The organism is Pseudomonas sp. GW823-FHT02C02 (genome assembly GCF_058797635.1).
Window position 1 is genome coordinate 73,636 of the sequence record NZ_JBXAJV010000026.1, and the last position, 18,784, is coordinate 92,419.

16 protein-coding genes are annotated in these 18,784 nt (G+C 57.7%); 3 read left to right on the top strand and 13 right to left on the bottom strand.

Annotated elements, in window-relative coordinates; all coding sequences use genetic code 11:
• Window position 1: 1 nt before the first annotated feature.
• The 8 genes from pqqD to AC1ROI_RS31800 all read right to left on the bottom strand — a co-directional run bounded on the left by pqqD (window position 2) and on the right by AC1ROI_RS31800 (window position 8,003).
• Entirely contained in the window at window positions 2-277 is a 276-nt protein-coding gene (gene pqqD / locus AC1ROI_RS31765) for a pyrroloquinoline quinone biosynthesis peptide chaperone PqqD (RefSeq protein ID WP_010467137.1), read from the bottom strand.
• On the bottom strand, window positions 274-1,026 hold the full coding sequence (gene pqqC / locus AC1ROI_RS31770) for a pyrroloquinoline-quinone synthase PqqC (RefSeq protein ID WP_010467138.1): 753 nt from the start codon (window positions 1,024-1,026) through the stop codon (window positions 274-276). The genes pqqD and pqqC overlap by 4 nt, the downstream gene beginning before the upstream one ends.
• Window positions 1,027-1,153: 127 nt before the next feature.
• Window positions 1,154-2,065, bottom strand: a complete 912-nt coding sequence (gene pqqB / locus AC1ROI_RS31775) for a pyrroloquinoline quinone biosynthesis protein PqqB (protein WP_010467139.1) — start codon at window positions 2,063-2,065, stop codon at window positions 1,154-1,156.
• A 76-nt stretch (window positions 2,066-2,141) separates the two neighbouring features.
• Entirely contained in the window at window positions 2,142-2,216 is a 75-nt protein-coding gene (gene pqqA / locus AC1ROI_RS31780; RefSeq protein ID WP_009045898.1) for a pyrroloquinoline quinone precursor peptide PqqA, read from the bottom strand.
• Window positions 2,217-2,371: 155 nt separating this feature from the next.
• Window positions 2,372-4,798 (bottom strand): pyrroloquinoline quinone biosynthesis protein PqqF, encoded by a 2,427-nt coding sequence (pqqF, locus tag AC1ROI_RS31785; RefSeq protein WP_102595095.1) that lies wholly within the window; start codon window positions 4,796-4,798, stop codon window positions 2,372-2,374.
• A gap of 48 nt (window positions 4,799-4,846) precedes the next feature.
• Window positions 4,847-5,641, bottom strand: a complete 795-nt coding sequence (locus AC1ROI_RS31790; RefSeq protein WP_010467143.1) for a carbon-nitrogen hydrolase family protein — start codon at window positions 5,639-5,641, stop codon at window positions 4,847-4,849.
• Window positions 5,642-5,653: 12 nt separating this feature from the next.
• A complete protein-coding gene (locus AC1ROI_RS31795; RefSeq protein ID WP_010467144.1) occupies window positions 5,654-7,336 on the bottom strand; it encodes a flavin monoamine oxidase family protein in 1,683 nt (560 codons plus the stop codon).
• A 205-nt stretch (window positions 7,337-7,541) separates the two neighbouring features.
• Window positions 7,542-8,003, bottom strand: a complete 462-nt coding sequence (locus AC1ROI_RS31800) for an Lrp/AsnC family transcriptional regulator (protein WP_102595094.1) — start codon at window positions 8,001-8,003, stop codon at window positions 7,542-7,544.
• 156 nt (window positions 8,004-8,159) lie between these two features.
• Between AC1ROI_RS31800 and AC1ROI_RS31805 the strand changes: the two genes are divergently transcribed.
• A complete protein-coding gene (locus AC1ROI_RS31805) occupies window positions 8,160-8,837 on the top strand; it encodes a peptidase M41 (RefSeq protein WP_102595093.1) in 678 nt (225 codons plus the stop codon).
• A 79-nt stretch (window positions 8,838-8,916) separates the two neighbouring features.
• Here the strand turns inward: AC1ROI_RS31805 and AC1ROI_RS31810 are convergent, their stop codons facing one another.
• A complete protein-coding gene (locus AC1ROI_RS31810) occupies window positions 8,917-9,225 on the bottom strand; it encodes a DUF3077 domain-containing protein (protein ID WP_010467147.1) in 309 nt (102 codons plus the stop codon).
• 448 nt (window positions 9,226-9,673) lie between these two features.
• Here AC1ROI_RS31810 and AC1ROI_RS31815 point away from each other — a divergent pair, with 448 nt between their 5' ends.
• On the top strand, window positions 9,674-9,868 hold the full coding sequence (locus AC1ROI_RS31815; RefSeq protein WP_010467148.1) for a hypothetical protein: 195 nt from the start codon (window positions 9,674-9,676) through the stop codon (window positions 9,866-9,868).
• Window positions 9,869-9,993: 125 nt separating this feature from the next.
• Window positions 9,994-10,179: a hypothetical protein gene (locus tag AC1ROI_RS31820; protein ID WP_077747304.1), complete on the top strand. Its 186-nt coding sequence runs from the start codon at window positions 9,994-9,996 to the stop codon at window positions 10,177-10,179.
• 259 nt (window positions 10,180-10,438) lie between these two features.
• On the opposite strand, the gene AC1ROI_RS31825 is transcribed toward AC1ROI_RS31820, so the two are convergent.
• The 4 genes from AC1ROI_RS31825 to AC1ROI_RS31840 all read right to left on the bottom strand — a co-directional run bounded on the left by AC1ROI_RS31825 (window position 10,439) and on the right by AC1ROI_RS31840 (window position 18,166).
• Window positions 10,439-13,555 (bottom strand): type I restriction endonuclease subunit R, encoded by a 3,117-nt coding sequence (locus AC1ROI_RS31825; RefSeq protein ID WP_102595092.1) that lies wholly within the window; start codon window positions 13,553-13,555, stop codon window positions 10,439-10,441.
• 12 nt (window positions 13,556-13,567) lie between these two features.
• On the bottom strand, window positions 13,568-14,491 hold the full coding sequence (locus AC1ROI_RS31830; protein ID WP_146012987.1) for an FRG domain-containing protein: 924 nt from the start codon (window positions 14,489-14,491) through the stop codon (window positions 13,568-13,570).
• On the bottom strand, window positions 14,488-15,819 hold the full coding sequence (locus AC1ROI_RS31835; RefSeq protein ID WP_102595091.1) for a restriction endonuclease subunit S: 1,332 nt from the start codon (window positions 15,817-15,819) through the stop codon (window positions 14,488-14,490). Before AC1ROI_RS31835 ends, AC1ROI_RS31830 begins: the two co-directional genes overlap by 4 nt.
• A gap of 151 nt (window positions 15,820-15,970) precedes the next feature.
• The gene (locus AC1ROI_RS31840) at window positions 15,971-18,166 is read right to left on the bottom strand and encodes a type I restriction-modification system subunit M (protein ID WP_102595090.1); all 2,196 of its coding nucleotides are present in this window, start codon (window positions 18,164-18,166) and stop codon (window positions 15,971-15,973) included.
• Window positions 18,167-18,784 lie beyond the last annotated feature (618 nt).

Here is an 18,784-nt window from a genome sequence, read left to right on the forward strand (position 1 = left end):
ATCAGGCAAGTTCGATCCAGTGCTGAGCACGGGCAACCTCCATGAACTGCTCGATGTCCTCAGCGAGCTCGGGCACGTCGGGGAACTTCGCGTCCAGTTCGGCGATGATCGCCGCTACGTCACGCTGGCCATCAATCAAACCGCCAATCAGCGCAGCGCTGTCGTTGAGTTTGATCATGCCTTCCGGGTACAGCAGGACATGGCCTTTCTGCGCCGGTTCGTACTGATAGCGGTAGCCCTGACGCCACGTCGGGGTCTTGCTGCGATCGAAACTCATAAGGTGATTCCTTTATGCCAGACCCGCTGGTCGGTCACGCTGTGATACGGCGGGCGGTTCAGTTCGTAGGCCATGCTCATGGCATCGAGCATGCTCCAAAGGATGTCCAGTTTGAACTGGAGAATTTGCAGCATGCGCTCTTGGCCTTCACGCGTCGTGTAGTGCTGCAAAGTGATCGCCAGACCGTGTTCCACGTCACGGCGCGCCTGGCCGAGACGGGTGCGGAAATACTCGTAGCCCGTCGGGTCGATCCACGGATAATGCTGCGGCCAGCTGTCGAGGCGCGATTGATGGATCTGCGGCGCGAACAACTCGGTCAGCGAGCTGCTGGCGGCTTCCTGCCAACTGGCCCGGCGGGCGAAGTTTACGTAGGCGTCCACGGCGAAACGTACGCCGGGCAAGACCAGTTCCTGCGAGCGCAGCTGATCCGGGTCGAGGCCGACGGCCTGGCCCAGACGCAGCCACGCTTCGATGCCGCCGTCTTCGCCGGGGGCGCCGTCATGGTCGAGCAGGCGCTGAATCCACTCGCGACGGATCTCGCGGTCCGGGCAGTTGGCGAGGATCGCAGCGTCCTTCAGGGGGATGTTCACCTGATAGTAGAAGCGATTGGCGACCCAACCCTGGATCTGCTCGCGGGTCGCCCGGCCTTCATACATCGCCACGTGGTACGGGTGATAGATGTGGTAATAGGCGCCCTTGGCGCGCAAGGCTGCTTCGAATTCGGCGGGGGACATTGGGGTGTCAGTCATTGCGGTTCTCCGGGGATGACCGGTGGATTCTCTGGTGTCTGGTCCGACGCCTTCGCGGGCAAGCCTCGCTCCTACAGGGGCACGCGATCACTGTAGGAGCGAGGCTTGCCCGCGAAGAGGCCATCCGCTACAACACAATACTCATGCCGTCATACGCCACTTCAACCTTGCGCCGAGCCAACTCGGCACGCTCCGGCGAATCTTCATCGAGAATCGGATTGGTGTTGTTGATGTGGATAAGCACTTTGCGCTGCTTGGGCAACTGTTCCAGCACTTCGAGCATGCCGCCGGGGCCATTTTGCGCCAGATGGCCCATCTCCCGTCCAGTGCGCGTGCCGACGCCACGGCGCTGCATTTCGTCGTCGTCCCACATCGTGCCGTCCACCAGCAGGCAATCGCTGGCGGCCATGATGTCCAGCAGCGGCGCATCGACTTTGCCCAGGCCCGGCGCGTAGAACAGTTTGCCGCCGGTGTTCAGGTCTTCGACGATCAGGCCAATGTTGTCGCCCGGGTGCGGGTCGAAGCGGTGCGGCGAGTAGGGCGGCGCGGCGCTGCGCAGGGGCAGCGGGGTGAAGAGCAGGCTTGGGCAGGCCGGGATGGTAAAGCTGCGGTCGAGTTCAATGCGGTTCCAGTTCAGCCCGCCATTCCAGTGCTTGAGCATGGTGAACAGGGGGAAACCGGTGCTCAAGTCTTCATGGACCATGTCGGTGCACCAGACCTGGTGCGGGCAACCTTCGCGCAGGCTGAGCAGACCGGTGGTGTGATCGATCTGGCTGTCCATCAGGATGATTGCGCTGATGCCGGTATCGCGCAGGGCGCGGCCCGGTTGCAGCGGGGTGAAGCCTTGCAGCTGGACGCGGATGTCCGGCGAAGCGTTGCACAGGATCCAGTTCACGCCGTCATCGGAAATCGCGATGGACGACTGGGTACGCGCCTTGGCGTTCAGGCTGCCGTTGCGAAAACCGGCGCAATTCACGCAGTTGCAGTTCCACTGGGGGAAACCGCCGCCGGCGGCGGAACCTAGAATCTGGACAAACATGGGCGCTCCATTTCAACGCTGAAAATAAAAACGCCCCGGTAAACCGAGGCGTTGCACATCATTACAACGGCAGACCTTAGCGGCTTGCGAAGTACATGGTGACTTCAAAGCCGATACGCAGGTCGGTGTAAGCAGGTTTGGACCAGGACATGGGAGCGCTCCTTCAGGTGATGAGACAGTTGAGACCTATACATATAGTCCACCTCCAGTCGGAGATGTTCAGATAGTTAGGTGGCTATGTTACTCAAAATTACAGCGCGATTGGCCGCGAATCTTTGAGAAAGCTAATTGCAGCGTCGGTAATGATCATTTTGCCGCTTGCCAAGGTGCTGTCGCGCTGGCGCTGCTGGCCAAGCAGCGCCAGCCACCTTCGGCCTGATTCAGTCGTCGGGCTGCTTCTTTCAATGCGTTGCGGTCGATCAGCAGGATCGCTTCAGGCAATCGCTCCAGATAATCCGACGAGTGGCCCGCCAGTTTGCCCTGCCAGAGCAGTTCGGCCGACTGAGCGTGGGGCAGTGCGGTGGCGTGGAATTGGTCGGCCAAGGCCTGGCGCTGGGCAATGAAGGTCGCATCATCGACGCCTTCAATCAGTGCGGGCATTTCGTTCAAGAAACGCTCTATGTGCTCCAGCAGATCCTGAGGGACAACGCTCGGTGATTGAACGCCGAACAGCAGCCCGGTCTGCCCATGGAACTGACGCAGGCCGCTGAACACGGCATAACCCAATTGCAGTTCAACCCGCAGGCGCTGATAGAACGGCGTCTGGCACAGGTGAGCGAGCAAACGCCACGCGGCTTCGTCGGTGATGTCTTGCGTGGCCGGCGGGCAAAACAGCAATAGCGCGTGTTCGCTGGAACCGGTGTCGAGCGCGCTCCACAGATGCAGCGCGTTTATCGAGGCGGGCGGCGACGGCTGATCGTCCGCAGCACCGGGCACGCGGCTAAGTGCCAGGCCCATCGCTGCTTGCGTCTGCGCCGACAGGCCCATCGCCAGACCTTGCCAGCGTGCGCTCGCCCAGAGCTGCTGCACGTCATCACTTTCAGCGGTGCGCTCAAGTGAATGCTCGGGAAGCATTCTCAGCAGCTGTCTGATCGGTATCAACGGCATGCTTGGCGGTTCTTCCTGTGGGAAACCGACATCGGGTTTTGTCAGCTCTTTCAGCACATGTTCGAGGACGGTCGGCATGGGCTCCTGCAGGCCTGTCATCTTCAGCAGCCATTCATTGCCTGATGCACTGAAGGAAAAGTCGACCCCCGCCTGGCGGGCATCTTCACGCAAGGGTTGCAGGCGATTTTCCAGGTTCGATTGAACACGGGGATGAGGTTTGGCCTGCAGTCGCCAGCGCAGATAAATCGCGCCCTCATCCGTGTTATCCGGCAACGCCTGACTGAACTGCATCGGCGAGTTTTCGCGACGGCTGCGCGAGCGATCCTGGGCAAACGTCCGCAGGCCGCGGTGTTTGCTGGTCTGGCCGCGAATCAATCCGGCATTGGTCGCTGGTGCTTCTGTGCGTAAAAACGGGTTTGGCGTTGGCAATTGCCATTCGCCGGAGAAGTTATCCACAGCGCCGATTTTTTTCAGGATGTCCTTGAGCGCTATGACGCCTTGTTCGGATAAACCGGCTTCAAGCTGCTCACTGTCCAGTCGCGCCAGTTGCAGGGCACCGCTGACGTGTTGCTGACGGTCGAGCAGGGCGGCGTACTCTTGGCGCAACTCGGTCCAGTTCTGGTGAGAGGCAAAAAAGCCCAGCCAATCCACAAGCCGTTCGCGGATCGCGTTCCCCGGTTCAGTTGTGGTGAATTCAATGTGCAGCAAGGCTTGGCCGGCGAACTGATACAGCGGCGCGGCTTTCAGGCTGTCCGCCAGTCCTTGCTCGCGCAATTCAGCCAGCAGACCGCCAGGTTTAGCGGCGTTCAGCCAATGGCACAGGAACGCTAATGCCTCGCGGGATGAGTCAGGCAACGCTTCGAACGCGAACAGTAGATCGAGCCGACGTTCGCCAGCCTGTTGATAACTATTGTCGGAAGAGTCCATAAGCGGTGCAGCTGCTTCTTGCGCAACCTTTTCCCCTACGGCGAGAAGATCGCCAAAGTGCTGAGCCATTGCCCTCAACTCATCGAGACTCTGCGGTCCGGCCAGGCTCAACGTCATCTGCCCGGTCCGATAAAACCGCTGATAGAAATCCCTCAACGCTTGCTGAAACTCCGGCTGCGGCACCGGGAGGCTGTAACGGTTGCCCGCATGAAACGCCCGTAGCGGGTGAGCCGTCGACAGCCCGTCGAACAGCGCAAATTGCTGTTGAGCCGTGGCATCCCGGGACCAGGCGACAAATTCGGCGTGCAGCACTTCCCGTTCCCGCCGCTGATCGTCCAGATTCATACGCGGATGAGCGAGCATGTCTGACAGACGCTCCAGCCCACCGCTAAACGCCTGAGGCGGCAGTTCGAAAAAGAAGTCGGTAGTGCGTTCGCTGGTGCGCGCATTGACCTGGCCGCCATGACCTTGCACGTAGGCCATCAGCCCTTGCCCTGCGGGAAAGCGCTCCGTCCCCAGAAACAACAAATGCTCAAGAAAGTGCGCGAGACCAGGCCATGCGAGCGGCACGTCATGACTGCCCGCGAAAACCCGCAACGCCGCGGCGCAGCGCTTCAAATCGGGAGCATGACGCAGCGTCACCCGCAGGCCATTGGCCAGGGTTTCAGTGTGGGGGCGGGGATGATTCAGCGCAGGCATGAGCACTTCCAGGACAGAGAAGCGCTAATGCTAGCGGATTACGATGGATCAGCGCTTGTTAAGGTCGCCGTAAAGCTCAGGACGGCGATCGACCAAGTAGCGATTGGCGGCACGGGATTCGACCATCAACTGACGATCCAGCTCACCGACAATCAGTGCTTCATCCAGGCCCGCCTGGGCGATGCGGCTGCCATCCGGTGCAGCGATGCTGCTCTGGCCGCAATAGTTGATCTCGCCTTCCTGCCCGCAATAGTTGGCATATGCCACATAACACTGGTTTTCGAAGGCGCGGGCGCGGACGGTGACATCGGCAACGAAGTCAAAGGGAACCATGTTCGCCGTCGGCACCAGGATCAACTCGGCACCGGCCAAGGCCAGGCGACGGGCGTTTTCCGGGAACTCCAGGTCGTAACAGATCAAAAAGCCGAGCTTCCAGCCGTTGAGTTCCACCAAGGGGAAATCATCCTGCCCGGCGCTGAACATCGAGTGATCGAGGTCGCCGAACAGGTGAGTCTTGCGGTAGTTGCACAGGCGCTCGCCGTTGGCGTCGATCAACTGCACGGCGTTGTAGATCTGCCCGTCCTCGGTGCGCTCGGGATAGCCATACAAAATGGCAATCCCGGCGGTCTTGGCAATGCGCGCGATCTGCTGCGCCGATTCACCGTTGTGCACCTCCGCCAGCACGCTGACGGCATCGATGCCGATGTTGTAGCCGGTCAGGAACATCTCCGGCAGCACCAGCAAGTCAGCGCCCTTGGCCTCCAGCGCCAGTTGATGCAGGCGTTGCAGATTGCCTGCGACATCCAGGGGCAGCGGTGGACATTGGTAAAGGGCTACGCGCATTTGGAACTCCTTTTACTCGGGCAGGGCGATCGGACCGATCTCGTTGAACACATCCCCTGGACCCGGGTTCTCGGCGTGAGTTTCACCGCCGAAGTGTTTCATGATGCCCCAGACCGCGTTGAGCGAGGTCTGCACCGCGCCTTCCACCCACGCCGGCGTCCATGAAACGTCGTCGCCCGCGATGAAGATCCCGCGTTGCTCGGCCGGCATGTCGTCCTGCATGAAGTGCGCATACATCCGCTGGTTGTAGCGGTAGTGGCCGGGCAGGGCGCCTTTGAAAGCGCCGAGGAAGTGCGGGTCGGCTTCCCATGACACGGTGATCGGATCGCCGATGATGCGCGCGGCAATGTCGACTTTCGGGTAGATCTTTTTCAATGCGTCCAACGCCAGCTTCACGCGTTTTTCCACCGGGTGCGGGAGCATTTTCAGTGCGTCGCTCATCCACGAGTACGACAGGCAAATCACCCCCGGCTTGTCGTCGCCGTTGTCGAAGAGGTAGGTGCCGCGGGTCAGGCGATCGGTGAGGGTCATGCTCATCAGGTCGCGGCCGGTTTCCGGATCTTTGTCCTTCCAGAATGGCCGGTCGACCATCACAAAGGTTTTCGACGATTGCATGTAGCGGGTGCGGTCGAGGGCCATCCACATCTTTTGCGAGAACAGGGTTTCGTCGCATTCGATCTGGGTGGTCAGCAGCCAGCTCTGGCAGGTGGTCAGTACCGCCGCGTATTCGCGGGTGTCGCCGTTGTTATCGGTGACCGCAAAACGGCCGTCCGGGGCGTGAGCGATTTTTTTAACCCCGGAGCGTGGCGCGCCTCTGTGCAGCGACTTGAGGCTGGTGCCTTCGGGCCAGTGCACGCAACGTTCCGGCACATGACGCCAGATGCCTTGCGGCACTTGTTCGACGCCGCCGACGACCAGATGTTGGTGATCGTCGCAGTTGGTCATCACGACGCGGAAGATTTCCAGCATCGAGTTCGGGAAGTCCGAATCCCAGCCGCCGGTACCGAAACCGACTTGGCCGAACACTTCGCGGTGATGGAATGAGAGCTTGGCGAAGGCTTCGGAGGTAGCGACGAAGTCGTAGAAGGTTCGGTCATCCCACAGCGGAACCAGGGTGTTCCACAGCTCTTTGAGGCGTGGCACATCGCGGTCGCGGATCGCTTGCTGGATATCGGCGAACTGCGAGCCAGCCTCCAGTGCATCTGCCCAAGCGTCAGCCACTTCCTGGAATAGTGCAGGAAGATCTGCCAGTTTCTGTGCGTAATGGGTTTTGCCTTCCAGGTCGATCACGGTGCTGCCAGAGGCAGGCGTCAGCGGATTGGGAAAGGGTTTGGTCTCGAGACCGAGCTTGTCGACATAGTGGTAAAACGCCGTGGACGACACCGGAAAGCGCATGCCGCCCAGTTCGGCGACGATGCCATCGGTCCCGTTGAACGCTTGGGAACGCAGACGGCCACCCATTTTCGAAGCTTCGTAGACGACGGGTTTGAGGCCCAGTTTCATCAACTCATAAGCTGCCACCAGACCGGCGATACCCGCGCCAACAATCGCCACTTCGGCACCATGATTGTGTGCCGGAATGCTGCCCAGGCCGGCCGGGTGTTCGATCCAGTCGTCAAAGCCGAATGGAAAGTCCGGGCCGAAAATGGTGACTGGTTTTTTACCGTCTGCAGGATGGCGATTGTTCTTGTTCATGACTGACCTTACTGGCGACCCGACGCGGAATGCGCATCTGAGTATAGGAAAAGATGGCAGCCATTCTAGAGAGCGTAGAACACGTTAATAAGACGCAATGTGTCGTCGTTTTGATAATTTTTTGGTCACTATGACGAAAAACTACTACACACTGACCAATGTGGGAGCGAGCCTGCTCGCGATGAGGCCCTCAAGACGCTGCAAATCAAACCGGCTGCCCCCGATCAATCTTGCTGCTCAAGATGATCGAAGTCGTCGTCTTCTCCACCCCATCCACACTGCCAATCTGATCCAGCAACTGATCCAGCTGCTCCGGCGATTCCGTGCGAAGCCACGCCACGTAGTCAAACTCGCCACTCACCGCACACAACTGCTGCACCTGGGCCATGGCACTGAGCCGGCGCAGCACTTCCTTGCCCGAGCGCGGTTGCACCGTGATCCCGACATACGCCTGCAAGCCGCCATCCACCACACGTTGACCCAGACGCACGCCGTAACCGGTGATGACTTTGGCCTTTTCCAGCCGTGCCAGACGTGAAGTCACCGTGGTCCGTGCGACCCCCAATTGGCGAGCGAGCCTGGCCACGCTTTCACGGGCATTGATCTGCAAGGCCGCGATCAATTGGCGGTCGATTTCGTCAAGAACGGGTGGGCGGGTGTCAGGCAAGGGTCGTCTCCAGCAACACAAATCAGTGGGCTGGCATGTTACAGCACGGCTGGCACGGCGGATGTCAGAGAACGTCAGACGCCGCGCGGAAGACAGGATGGACACCAGCTGTCAGTCATAGTCGAATGAGAAATCGAGGGATGCGAGGTGATCAAAATGACAAAGAACATGCCTCCCGCTGTCCGGGATCACGCAGTGCAGATTGCCAATCACGAAATGGGTCACTACGTCGTTGCCCGAGTCTTGGGGTTTGAAACGGGTGATGTGAGCCTGACAGTGACCATGGACTTGAGGCATCAAGCGGGCGCTTCCATTACCTTGGCGCGTTCAATTACGACGATTGAGGCAATGAAGGAGCATCTGCAAGCCCGAATGATGGTTCTCTTTGCGGGCGCCATGGCGCAGTCATTGGCTTCAAAGCGTTCGCCCGGCAAACGCGTCGATAAGCCGAAAGCGGCCGCCATCCTGAGGGGAGAACTTGGGGCAGAACAGGACTACGCAAAAATCAGGGAGTTACGGCACTTGCTGCGCAACATCACCTACCCCGATACGGATCCGGCTTCGCCTGATCGCGTAACCGCCGAGCTGAAAGAGATTACGGATCGTCTGTGGTTACGGACTCAAACAATCGTTGAGCAGTTGGCCGATACGATTATTGGGTTGGGCGAAGCGTTGGTAGATGGCATGGGTATCGTGGAGCAATGGGGGCGGTCGGCGGATACGTATGAGGGTGTTTTGACGAGGGAGGGGCTTGAGCGGATGGGGTTGGTGCGGGCGATTCCGGGGTTGCGCGTTGGGGCTGGCAACGATGGTGCCGATTCGCACAGGGAGTAACTTCCGGGCGCGCATTGCACGCTCGGTCACGACTGGAAGCCCCGAATAATCGGGGCGTCTTTCAGTGGGATAGTGCGCGCTACTCCTCTGATTCCGTCGCGGTCCGAGCCGGTCTCGGCGTTAGCACCTTCACCACATCATCAATCACCGCCTTACCCATCGCCGTCAGATAGTGCGCGGCCCAGGCGTGGCGGTCAGTGTCTCTTGCGTAGGCAGCGTCCTCGGCAAATGATTTTGCGAGGAACAGCAGATCGGAGGCTTGTGACAATGCATCAACGATGGGGACACCGGCGCGGACGTTGAACAACGCCTGATCCGAGCAGTAGATGAGTGGGGTGAAACCGATGGTTTTCAGGTCTGAAATTGCGGATGGATTTATTTTATTCACGATATAACTCCTAGGTTCGAGGAGCTGCCACTTTCGTTACCACACGAAAGGGTGGCAGCTGTACGCAGGGTGGTAAACCGGGAACCAAGGAAACCGGCACGCCCGAAGGCGTCCCACGCACAGCTGCCATATCGAGATCACAGGCATAAAAAACTGCCTATCTTCGTGATGAGTGCACTGTTGCGCTGGTTCACCGGGTTACCACACCCGATCGCTGCATTTGCAGCGACGTCCGGAGAGTATCCCGTCGAAGAGAACGCCAACAAGGCGGCAAAGTGCCCAAACGCACCCATTACGCAATTCTCGGAGTTTGCCTACAACCTTGGCAGACGTCATCCGATAACCTCACGTCAGCGCAAAATATAACCTAGACGGCAGACAGGAAAAAACGCATGTCCCGCCGCGGAGCAGCGCACAGGACGCGACCCGAGCCCCGACAGGATGACTGATGCTACAAAATGACCGCAAAAATCTGGAGCTCGATAAGCTTCAAGTCGAAATCCGGAGATTCATTGCTGAAACCCGCAAGTTTATGGCGGAAGAAAGCAAGCTTAGGCAGGAGGCTTTTTGGTATCCGTTCGCAGTAGGCGCCGGTCTAGTGACCGCCGTTGTCGCCGCCGTCGGATTGTGGTTCAAGCTTTAAAATCGCTAACACACGGAAGCGACCAATGATCGGAGGTGCTTGAGTTTTACCGCTTAGCAGCCCACCTTATCTAACAAGGGTTAGCGCATTAGGCGTGACTCGTGATCCCTGCAGGAAGACGCAGTATGTCCACACCTCCTACGATTCAAGCCAGCATTGAACAGTTACACCGTGACGTGGCCGCCTTGGCCGAAGACATGCGTAGCCCATCCCCCATCGCGACCCGAGCAATCCTACTGCCGTTTGGACTCGGTGCCGCGCTGGCGCTCGTGACTATTGTTGCTGTTGCCTTGGTGGTTCGGCTGGTCTGATCTCTTAGGCCAAACGTTAGTCGCAGAAAAAAAGCCGCGCATTTGCGCGGCTTTCTTGTTTGGTGGGCCCACACGGATTTGAACCGTGGACCAAAGGATTATGAGTTTGTCGCTGACTTGCTATGCCTAGGAAAATTAAGCGTAGGAGAAAGTAGGCGACAGAACAAAAAAATAAAGCGCGACAATAGTTTAGCGCAGCTTGGCGAAGATGACGAAAACTAGTTGGTGTACCTCCCGCGTACCGACAGCAGGAGTAACATCATGACGTGGAGCCCTCGTCAGACAGCTTCTGCTGAGCGTGAACCGTATCAAAAATTTCCTTGGCTAAGATCGGAAATGCCGTACGCTGGAACTCGCCATCATCCATGTACCGGGTCACGATTTTATCGTTCTCTATCATGCGCTGGATCATCAGGTGTTCGATCACCTTGCGCACGCCCAACTGGAACTTGTCCAATGGGTTAGCCATGGCGGTCTGGATCACCTGGCTGTTGCTGGTGGCCCGTGCCTTGATCTGGTCAAAGAATAGGCGGTCCTCTTCAGTAAAAGTGGTGCCGAAGCGCTCATTCAGCACATGGATGATCTCCGACAGCGGTGCTTTTTCTTCATTGGCGTTGCCGGTGCCAACATCGGTGGGGCTGAACACGCCCTCGGGCTCGCCCACCTTCAGCTCAATCGGCCCGCTGGACACCCGCTGTAGCCGGTAGTACTGCAATTCAACTTCGTTGCCGATCGTGACTACCGTGTTATCACGGTCCAGCGGCAGATGCGGTAGGAGGAAGCGCCCGTAACTGTAGAGCATCTCTAAGTCAGGGTCGGCATACGGCAAAATTTGGCTCAGGAAAGAGTACATTCGCACGTACCCGCCTAACTTGTCGCGGAAAGTGGAGCGCAGCACGTCGTCCTCAATAGCCTTGAACCTGTCCACCGCAGGTTGCAGGTGCTGCTGCATGTGCGCGTGATCGGCCGGATTCTGTCGATCCAGCTGGCGATAGAAGATGCGGGCGAAGGCCTCCACCTCGCTCCAGTGGTAAATCTGCAGTTGATCCAGTTCGTGCTTGATCGCGGGCAACATCTCCGGCCGGGCGGATTCCTGTAGACTGGTCGAATCGAAATACGGCTTGAATGCAGTGTAGATATCTTCGGGCTTGTTCACGAAGTCGAGCACAAAGGGTTCGTCTTTTCCTGGGATCTTACGGTTCAGGCGTGAGAGAGTTTGCACCGCCTGCACGCCGTCCAGCCGTTTGTCCACGTACATTGCACACAGCAACGGCTGGTCGAAGCCCGTCTGGTACTTGTTGGCTACTAGCAGAACTTGGTAGTCACTGGAGGCAAAACGCCCGGGCAACTGGCTTTCGGGGATGGGCTTTCCGGTTACAGCATCTGGATTCATGCTCGGTTCGGTGTAATCGACGCCGGTTTCCGGATCTTTCACCGTGCCGCTGAAGGCCACCAGCGAACGGATGTCCGTATAGTCTTGCTCCTGGATGTAGCGCTCGAAAGCCAACTTGTAGCGCACTGCCTGGATGCGGCTGGCCGTCACCACCATCGCCTTGCCGCGGCCACCTAGCTGATGGCGCACATGCTCTCGAAAATGCTCGACCATTACCTCAGTCTTCTGCTCGATGTTGTGCGGGTGCAGTTCTTTAAACTTAGCCAGCGCCTTACCAGCTTTCTTCTTCGGAATGGAGGGGTCGTCTTCCATCGTCTTAACAAACTTAAACCAAGTGCTGTACGTGGTGTAGTTGCGTAGCACATCGAGGATGAAGCCTTCTTCAATAGCTTGGCGCATTGAATAGGTATGGAAGGCTTCTGGTTTGTCGCTGGCTCCTGTTCGACCGAACAGCTCCAGCGTTTTGCCTTTGGGCGTGGCGGTGAAGGCGAAGAAGCTCAAGTTCTTCTGCTGCCCGCGCGATGCCATGATCTGGTTCAGGCGATCTTCCCAATCTACTTCCTCTTCGCCGTTGCCGTTCTGCGCGCCGGCCCCAAGAATGCCCTTAAGCTCGCGCGCCGTTTCGCCGGTCTGGCTAGAATGCGCTTCGTCTACAATCACCGCGTAGCGGCGCGCGGCAATCGCCGCCTGCCAAGTTTCGGCTTGGAGCTTTTCCTCGTCGCTGGCCTTGTCCTGGTTTTCGGCACCTGCCGCATGCAGCAGGCCGCGCAAGACGAAAGGGAATTTCTGTAGCGTGGTGATGACAATCTTGGTTCCGTCGATCAGAGCCTCTGCTAGTTGCTTGGCATCCTGGTCGATAGCCTTGACCACGCCCTGCGCGTGCTCGATTTGGTAGATCGCGTCTTGCAATTGCTTGTCGAGCACCTTGCGATCGGTAATGACGATCACGCAGTCAAATACCTTTTGGTCCTGCGTATTGTGCAGACTGGCCAGCCGGTGCGACAACCACGAGATGCTGTTGGTCTTACCGCTGCCCGCCGAATGCTGGATTAGGTAATTGTGGCCCGCACCCTCGTTTCGGGAGGTCACGATCAAGGCCCTCACCGCATCCAACTGGTGGTAGCGCGGGAAGACCATCTTCTCGGTGATGACCAGCTTCTTGCCACCCCGACCGTCGTCTACCTTCTGTTCGTCTTTCTCGATAAACAGGAAATGGCCAAGAATGTCGAGAAAACTGTCACGCTGCAGTGTTTCCTGCCAGAAGTAACCAGTGCGATAGCCGCTGTCGTGCCGTGGATTACCTGCACCGCACTGGATCTGTCCCGGATGGCTACCTCGATTGAAGGGCAAGAAGAAAGTTTTTTCCTTCGCCAGCCGGGTCGTCATCCACACTTCATCCGGATCGGCGGCGAAGTGTACCAGCGCACGTTTCTTGAAGTCGAACAGCGGTGCACGCGGATCGCGGTCGCTCTGATACTGCTTCACCGCATGCCGCCAACTTTGGTGCGTACCAGGGTTCTTAAGCTCAATGGTAGCCACCGGCAGGCCATTAACAGCCAGCACAATATCGGTCGTAGAGTGACCGCTGGGGTGGCAGGGTACTTGCCGTGTCACCGTGAGCTGGTTTTTCGCATAAAGCGCCAGCACATCGGGCGATAGGCTGTGTGCAGGCTTGAAATAGGCCAACCGGAACAGCTTGCCGTAGAACTTAAAACCGTGGCGCAGCACATGTAGGCTTCCCTTGATCTCCAGCTCCTTGACCAACGAATCCAGCAACATTGGCTGGAGATTCCCGCCGTGTAGCGCAATCATGTCGGCCCACAATTTTGGCTGGGTGGCTTCGATGAAGGCCTGAACCCGCGCCGGAAACAGCGCACGCGCCTTGTCCCACTCAGCATTGGTGCCGCTCTGCCAGCCGCCTTGCTGCAACAGGATTTCTTCGACGTGAAATTCGAAGGCGCGTTCAGTGGTTTGGCTGGGCATGGCTCTGCTTCCTCAAGGTTGGCCGCCGCACTCGAACACACGGTACTTCAGCCATTTGGCGATGCCGTCGAGGTCGGGAAAGAGTTGTTTGTCAAACAAGCCGTACTGCTCCAGGCGACGGCGGATGTCATCCTGCGCATCGTGGCGGATCACGATCTCTAAGTAGTCTCTTTCATCCAACGGCTGCATCGGTTGCCAGCAGGCCAGTAACACACCGTCTTGCGAGCGGATGCGGGGGGATACGTGGGGTGGATCGTAGATGATGTTTTCGGCGATTTTGAACGGTGTGGGTAGCTCGGCGGGCCCCAGTTCTGTCTGAAGCTCGTCAGCTTGGCTGCTGTCGCCACTTTGAACGTTGCCTTTCCTTTCGATGGCCTCGTCATCCGTGTCAAGGCCGAACCCGGCGTATGCGTCTTCATCGTCGGCAGCGGGCTGGGCCAATTCGGTGGCGGCATCGCCCACCGGCTTGATTGGCGAGGCCTGTCCGCGCCGCAAATCGGCGTAGCGTTTAGGGTTGGAGATCAGCACATAAACAGCGCTGTCGGCAGGCGTGCCCTGCTCGGTCTTCTCGCCCGCACGGGTGGCGAAATACAGTGCCACCAGCGGGTTGGTGGTCCAGTCCATGAAACGCGTCGGCAGGCCGTGATGCTGAGCAATCGCCAGCTCTTCCCAAGGAGTGTTGGGGCGGTGCTGCACGTAGGTCAGTAAATGATTGCTGAAAGTCTCAAGCACCTCGCATTCAAGTTGCTCGCGCTCAGCCAGCGGCATCTTCTTCAGCGCTGAGTAACGGGCCACTGATGGCACTAATGCGAACCCTTCCGTGGCGCGCTTGCACTGGCCGCGAAAGTACAGCCTGTTGCCGTTGCTGCGGGGTAATTCCTGGTGAATGGTTCGCAGGTACTCGTCGAAGCTACCGATCTCGAACGGAGTGCTCATGCCAGCCCCCGCACGTCCATCTTGCCGGTCACGGTGGAGGTGACGATGGCTTGACGGTACTCAATAAGCCGAGCAACAACTTCTGCCGCCCATACAATAAGGCTATCGAGCTTCTCGGTCTTGGCCTCAAGATAGTCGGCTATAGCTGTTTGTTCTGTAGCTGGCGGAACCGGCAATCGGATACCAGCAAGTCGCTCGGCGGTTAGCTTGGGCTGCGCAGCGCCAGTGATCAACGGCGAAAAATCGAAGGTTTCCAATGCCGCAACCAAGTAACGAATATCGCCGTTGAGCGGTTTCAGAATATGCGCATGATTGTTGACCCAGTACTTCCCTGTCGCTATGAATGCCAGTGGCGTGTTTCGTGACAGTAGATTTGCCCCATCTTCAGCAACCAAAATCCGAGGCCCGTCGAAAAGGTAATCATCGACCATGTCTATGATGCCCGACGCGCCATAGTAAGGATAAATCTCTTCCAAATCCGCACGCTCTGCGCTCGATAGCGGAACCCGTTTGGAATTGCAGTTTCTGAAAATGTGGCGCACGGCCTTCGCTGCCCAATGTGCCGGAATCTGCCCCAACCAGTACACCCGCGAGTCCTTCATCTCTGGATTCGGCTCCAGCCCCGCTGCCTTGGCGGCTTCGGGCGGCAGGCCACGTGTGACGGTACGGGCGATGAACGCTTGCCGCTTTTCCTTTAGCTTGGCGATGATTTTGCGCTGTTTGGCGATTAGGTCGTCGATCTGCGAGGTCTTGGCATCAAGGAAATGGACAATAGCTTGTTGTTCGTCCTTAGGTGGCAGCGGGAAGCTGATTCCCATGAACGCGCCTTGCGCGATGTTCTGCATACTTCCGCTGGTGCCTGCTGCTAGAGATGAGATCGCAGACTTCGCGGGTCTTGACGTTAGGTAGTACCAAGCAAACCTAGGAGAGCAGTCGCGAACGGAATTAAACACGGCCTGCCAGAGCCGATCAGGGAGATAAAGATTGGGGCGGTCTTGACTAACGTAGCCGCAGCTTCCAACCAATTCTGGTGTGTTCATCCTGCTGATGATTAGCCGGTCTGCACGTACCTGGCAGGCGACACGGTGAAGTTCATCATCCAGCACGCGCTTGTTTTCGTCGGCATTGAACTGATCGCCATACACGCAGCTAGTCTTCAAGACGCCAACCTCGTCGAGCGACGCCGGAGAGGCTTCTGAATTCACACTGACACCTGACTCCATGCGATCAATTACGTGCTTCACTCGCAATTGATCCCAGTGTGATGGGAGCTCATCGAGCCAAATAGACTGGCTAGGGGAGTAGTTTTCATATGCAGTGTATTTCATGCCACCTTCTCTCTGTGCAAACTCCAGCGTGTTGTTGGCTGGCGCCCTCGATCAGAGTTTGTTCCAGTGCGGAGAAGTGCTGAAGGATCTGCAGCGGCAATGTGCTCGTGGAATCGCCAACCTACTAGACGTAGTTGCAAGAGTTCTTCGTTCATTCTGTGACCTCACCAAGCAACCGGACAATGTCCGCTTCCAATGCCTTGATCTCGTCCTCGATCACCGTCAGTTCGCGTGGCGCCTCGTAGCGGTAGAAGTGGCGGTTAAGCGGGATCTCGTAACCCAATTTGGTCTTGCTGTGATCGATCCAGGCATCGGGTAGGTGCGGGATTACCTCACGCTCGAAGTAGGTCTGGATGCTTTCCTTGAGGGGCACGTTTTCGGTATCACGTAGTTCGGCATCAGGTTCGGCATCACCGTCGCGGTTGAGACAGATCTCGGCGCTCTCGTCACGTTCGCCCAACGCGTTGACCACGGCTTTGAGCTCTGGCGCAGTCAGGCGCACACCGAGTTCACGGTCGATAGGCTTAAGCTGTTCAAGAAAAACCTTGCGACCATTGATCTGTTCGGGGTGCCGCTCGGCAAACTTGGCCAGCAAGTAGCGAATCTGCTGCTGACGCGCTTCGCCAGCGGCGATGTCGATCAGGCGCGCCGCTTCGTCCTTCTTCGTGCTGGAGGCCAGGCTCTTGAAGGTGACTTCATTTTCCAGACGGTCGATGCGCTCCGGTATGGCATGGAAGTTCAGGCGCAGGGGACGCTCGATAGTAATTTTGTGGTAGCCGAAATCGTCGTTATCGAAAACCTTGCTGACAATCAGCTCCTTCCAGGTCTGCCCCTCAGGTGCGGGAGTGGTGGGCGCTATGGCACGTAATGTGGCCACCTTGGCATCTTTGTCGAACAGCACCCAGCGGGTGGCGTCGTTTTCCATCTGGCCGTGCAAGCCTGTGATGTCTCCGATGTGATCCGGATCCTTCGCCTTGTCGGAAGGGTCGCCAACGCGGCGGCGCTTGTTACCAAGGCTTTTTTCCATGGGTACCCAGTGGTTGCGGGCATCAATGAGCTGTACCTTACCTTTACGGTGGGGTTCTTTGTGGTTGGTCAGCACCCAGATGTAGGTGCTGATGCCGGTGTTGTAGAACAGTTGCTCGGGCAGCGCGACGATTGTTTCGAGCCAGTCGTTCTCAATGATCCAGCGACGGATTTCCGATTCACCGCCACCCGCATCGCCGGTGAACAGGGGCGAACCATTGAATACGATGCCGATGCGACTGCCGCCTTCCTGTGCAGTGCGCATCTTGTCGATCATGTGCTGGAGGAACAGCAATGCGCCGTCATTGATGCGGGGGGTGCCTGCACCGAAGCGGCCGTTGTAACCTAAGTTGTCGCGTTCATGCTCGATATAGCGCTGCTGCTGCTTCCACTCCACTCCGAACGGTGGGTTAGCAAGCATGTAGTCAAAGCGTCGTTTCTGGCCCTGCTCGTCACGGGCGTGAGTATCTTTGGTGAAGGTGTCGCCCAGCGAGATGTTGTCTGCGTCTTCACCTTTGATGAGCATGTCGGAGCGGCACACGGCCCAGGCTTCATCGTTCCAATCCTGACCGTAGAGCAGTGGATTGGCTTGACTATTGAGGTCGCGGATGTACTTCTCGGCCACCGACAGCATGCCACCCGTGCCGCAGGCCGGGTCGTAGATGGTTTTAACGACGTGACTGCGGCGCAGATCCTGCTCGGGTGACAGCAACAAGTTGACCATCAGCTTGATCACCTCACGCGGAGTGAAGTGCTCTCCGGCTTCTTCGTTCGACTGTTCTGCGCCGATACGGATCAGCTCTTCAAACACATAACCCATTTGCATCGCAGCCTGATCGGGTGTGAGGTGCGAGAAGCTCAGATCGATGGAGGCAAATTTCTGGACGACCTTAAACAGCAGATTCTTCTCGGCCATTTTGGCGATTTGCTGATCGAAGGCAAAACGCTCCATGACCGCCCGCACATTGGTCGAGAAGCCATTGATGTAGCTGTTAAGGTTCGGCGCGAGATTACTTGGATCGTCCAGTAACGAATTGATGCCTTTCTCGGACCGCCGCAATTCCAGCTTGGACAGGTTGTAGAACGGGTAGCCGGTGGCCGACTGCATCACGCTGCGGATGATGTTTTCAGGCTTGCCCTTGTACTGGTTAAAGGTTTCAAGCGCTTTGGATTTGGTAGGGGCCAGTAGGCAATCGAACCGGCGCAACACGGTTAATGGCAGAATGACCTTACGATACTCGTTGCGCTTGTAAGGCCCGCGCAGTAGGTTGCAGATACTCCAAATGTCATTGGCAAGCTGGCGGTGGGTCTCGGTGTTCATTCAGTTGTCTGCGTCCTAGTATCATAAAAGAGTGATTTTTCAGCTCACTAATCCCGATGTCAGCATGAATATCGTGGCCAGCGGGATTGGCCCAAGCTTGCGAGCGGTATCAAGCTCCAGACTTCCATTATCCTTAACGTGCGCGACAGATGAGCTGCCCCGGCATTTCAACGAGCTTAAAGTCAGCGATCTAAGCTACCGCTTCCGGATAAGGTATTGGGAGGTCTGGCTGTCCTCTGAGAGCAGCGCAACCATCGTAGCCATCGATCGAATCAAAAAGTGGATGTATCGTCACCGTTCGCGACACCCGAATAGCGCGTCACCTCGGGTGCCATGGCCGAATCCGCTCTAAAATATTGAATTTTATCAAGATGGCATAAGCGCGGCCATGCATGGTACATGGCTCCGCCTTCCATTGCGTGCAAAACGACGCCCGAGCGATTGACTCCTACACATCCTTGGTGGCCCTCCTCCGTCGTATCGGAAAGGACGTGTGCCCTAATACAACCGGCGCTTTACCTAGCGGTTCTCATCTCCAGCGGTATGCGTCCGGGCAACACGTCTTGCGTGATTAAACCGGCTGCCACTTATGCGGAAGCAGCTGCTCGATTTCACTCG

Coding starts and splice junctions, on each gene's coding strand:
- AC1ROI_RS31790 (WP_010467143.1), bottom strand. CDS start 5,641: ATGCGCGTAGCCCTTTACCAATGTCCACCGCTGCCCCTGGATGTCGCA.
- AC1ROI_RS31825 (WP_102595092.1), bottom strand. CDS start 13,555: ATGCCCAGCCAAACCACTGAACGCGCCTTCGAATTTCACGTCGAAGAA.
- AC1ROI_RS31840 (WP_102595090.1), bottom strand. CDS start 18,166: ATGAACACCGAGACCCACCGCCAGCTTGCCAATGACATTTGGAGTATC.
- pqqD (WP_010467137.1), bottom strand. CDS start 277: ATGAGTTTCGATCGCAGCAAGACCCCGACGTGGCGTCAGGGCTACCGC.
- AC1ROI_RS31820 (WP_077747304.1), top strand. CDS start 9,994: ATGTCCACACCTCCTACGATTCAAGCCAGCATTGAACAGTTACACCGT.
- AC1ROI_RS31805 (WP_102595093.1), top strand. CDS start 8,160: ATGACAAAGAACATGCCTCCCGCTGTCCGGGATCACGCAGTGCAGATT.
- pqqF (WP_102595095.1), bottom strand. CDS start 4,798: ATGCCTGCGCTGAATCATCCCCGCCCCCACACTGAAACCCTGGCCAAT.
- AC1ROI_RS31830 (WP_146012987.1), bottom strand. CDS start 14,491: ATGAGCACTCCGTTCGAGATCGGTAGCTTCGACGAGTACCTGCGAACC.
- AC1ROI_RS31815 (WP_010467148.1), top strand. CDS start 9,674: ATGCTACAAAATGACCGCAAAAATCTGGAGCTCGATAAGCTTCAAGTC.
- AC1ROI_RS31835 (WP_102595091.1), bottom strand. CDS start 15,819: ATGAAATACACTGCATATGAAAACTACTCCCCTAGCCAGTCTATTTGG.
- pqqC (WP_010467138.1), bottom strand. CDS start 1,026: ATGACTGACACCCCAATGTCCCCCGCCGAATTCGAAGCAGCCTTGCGC.
- AC1ROI_RS31795 (WP_010467144.1), bottom strand. CDS start 7,336: ATGAACAAGAACAATCGCCATCCTGCAGACGGTAAAAAACCAGTCACC.
- pqqB (WP_010467139.1), bottom strand. CDS start 2,065: ATGTTTGTCCAGATTCTAGGTTCCGCCGCCGGCGGCGGTTTCCCCCAG.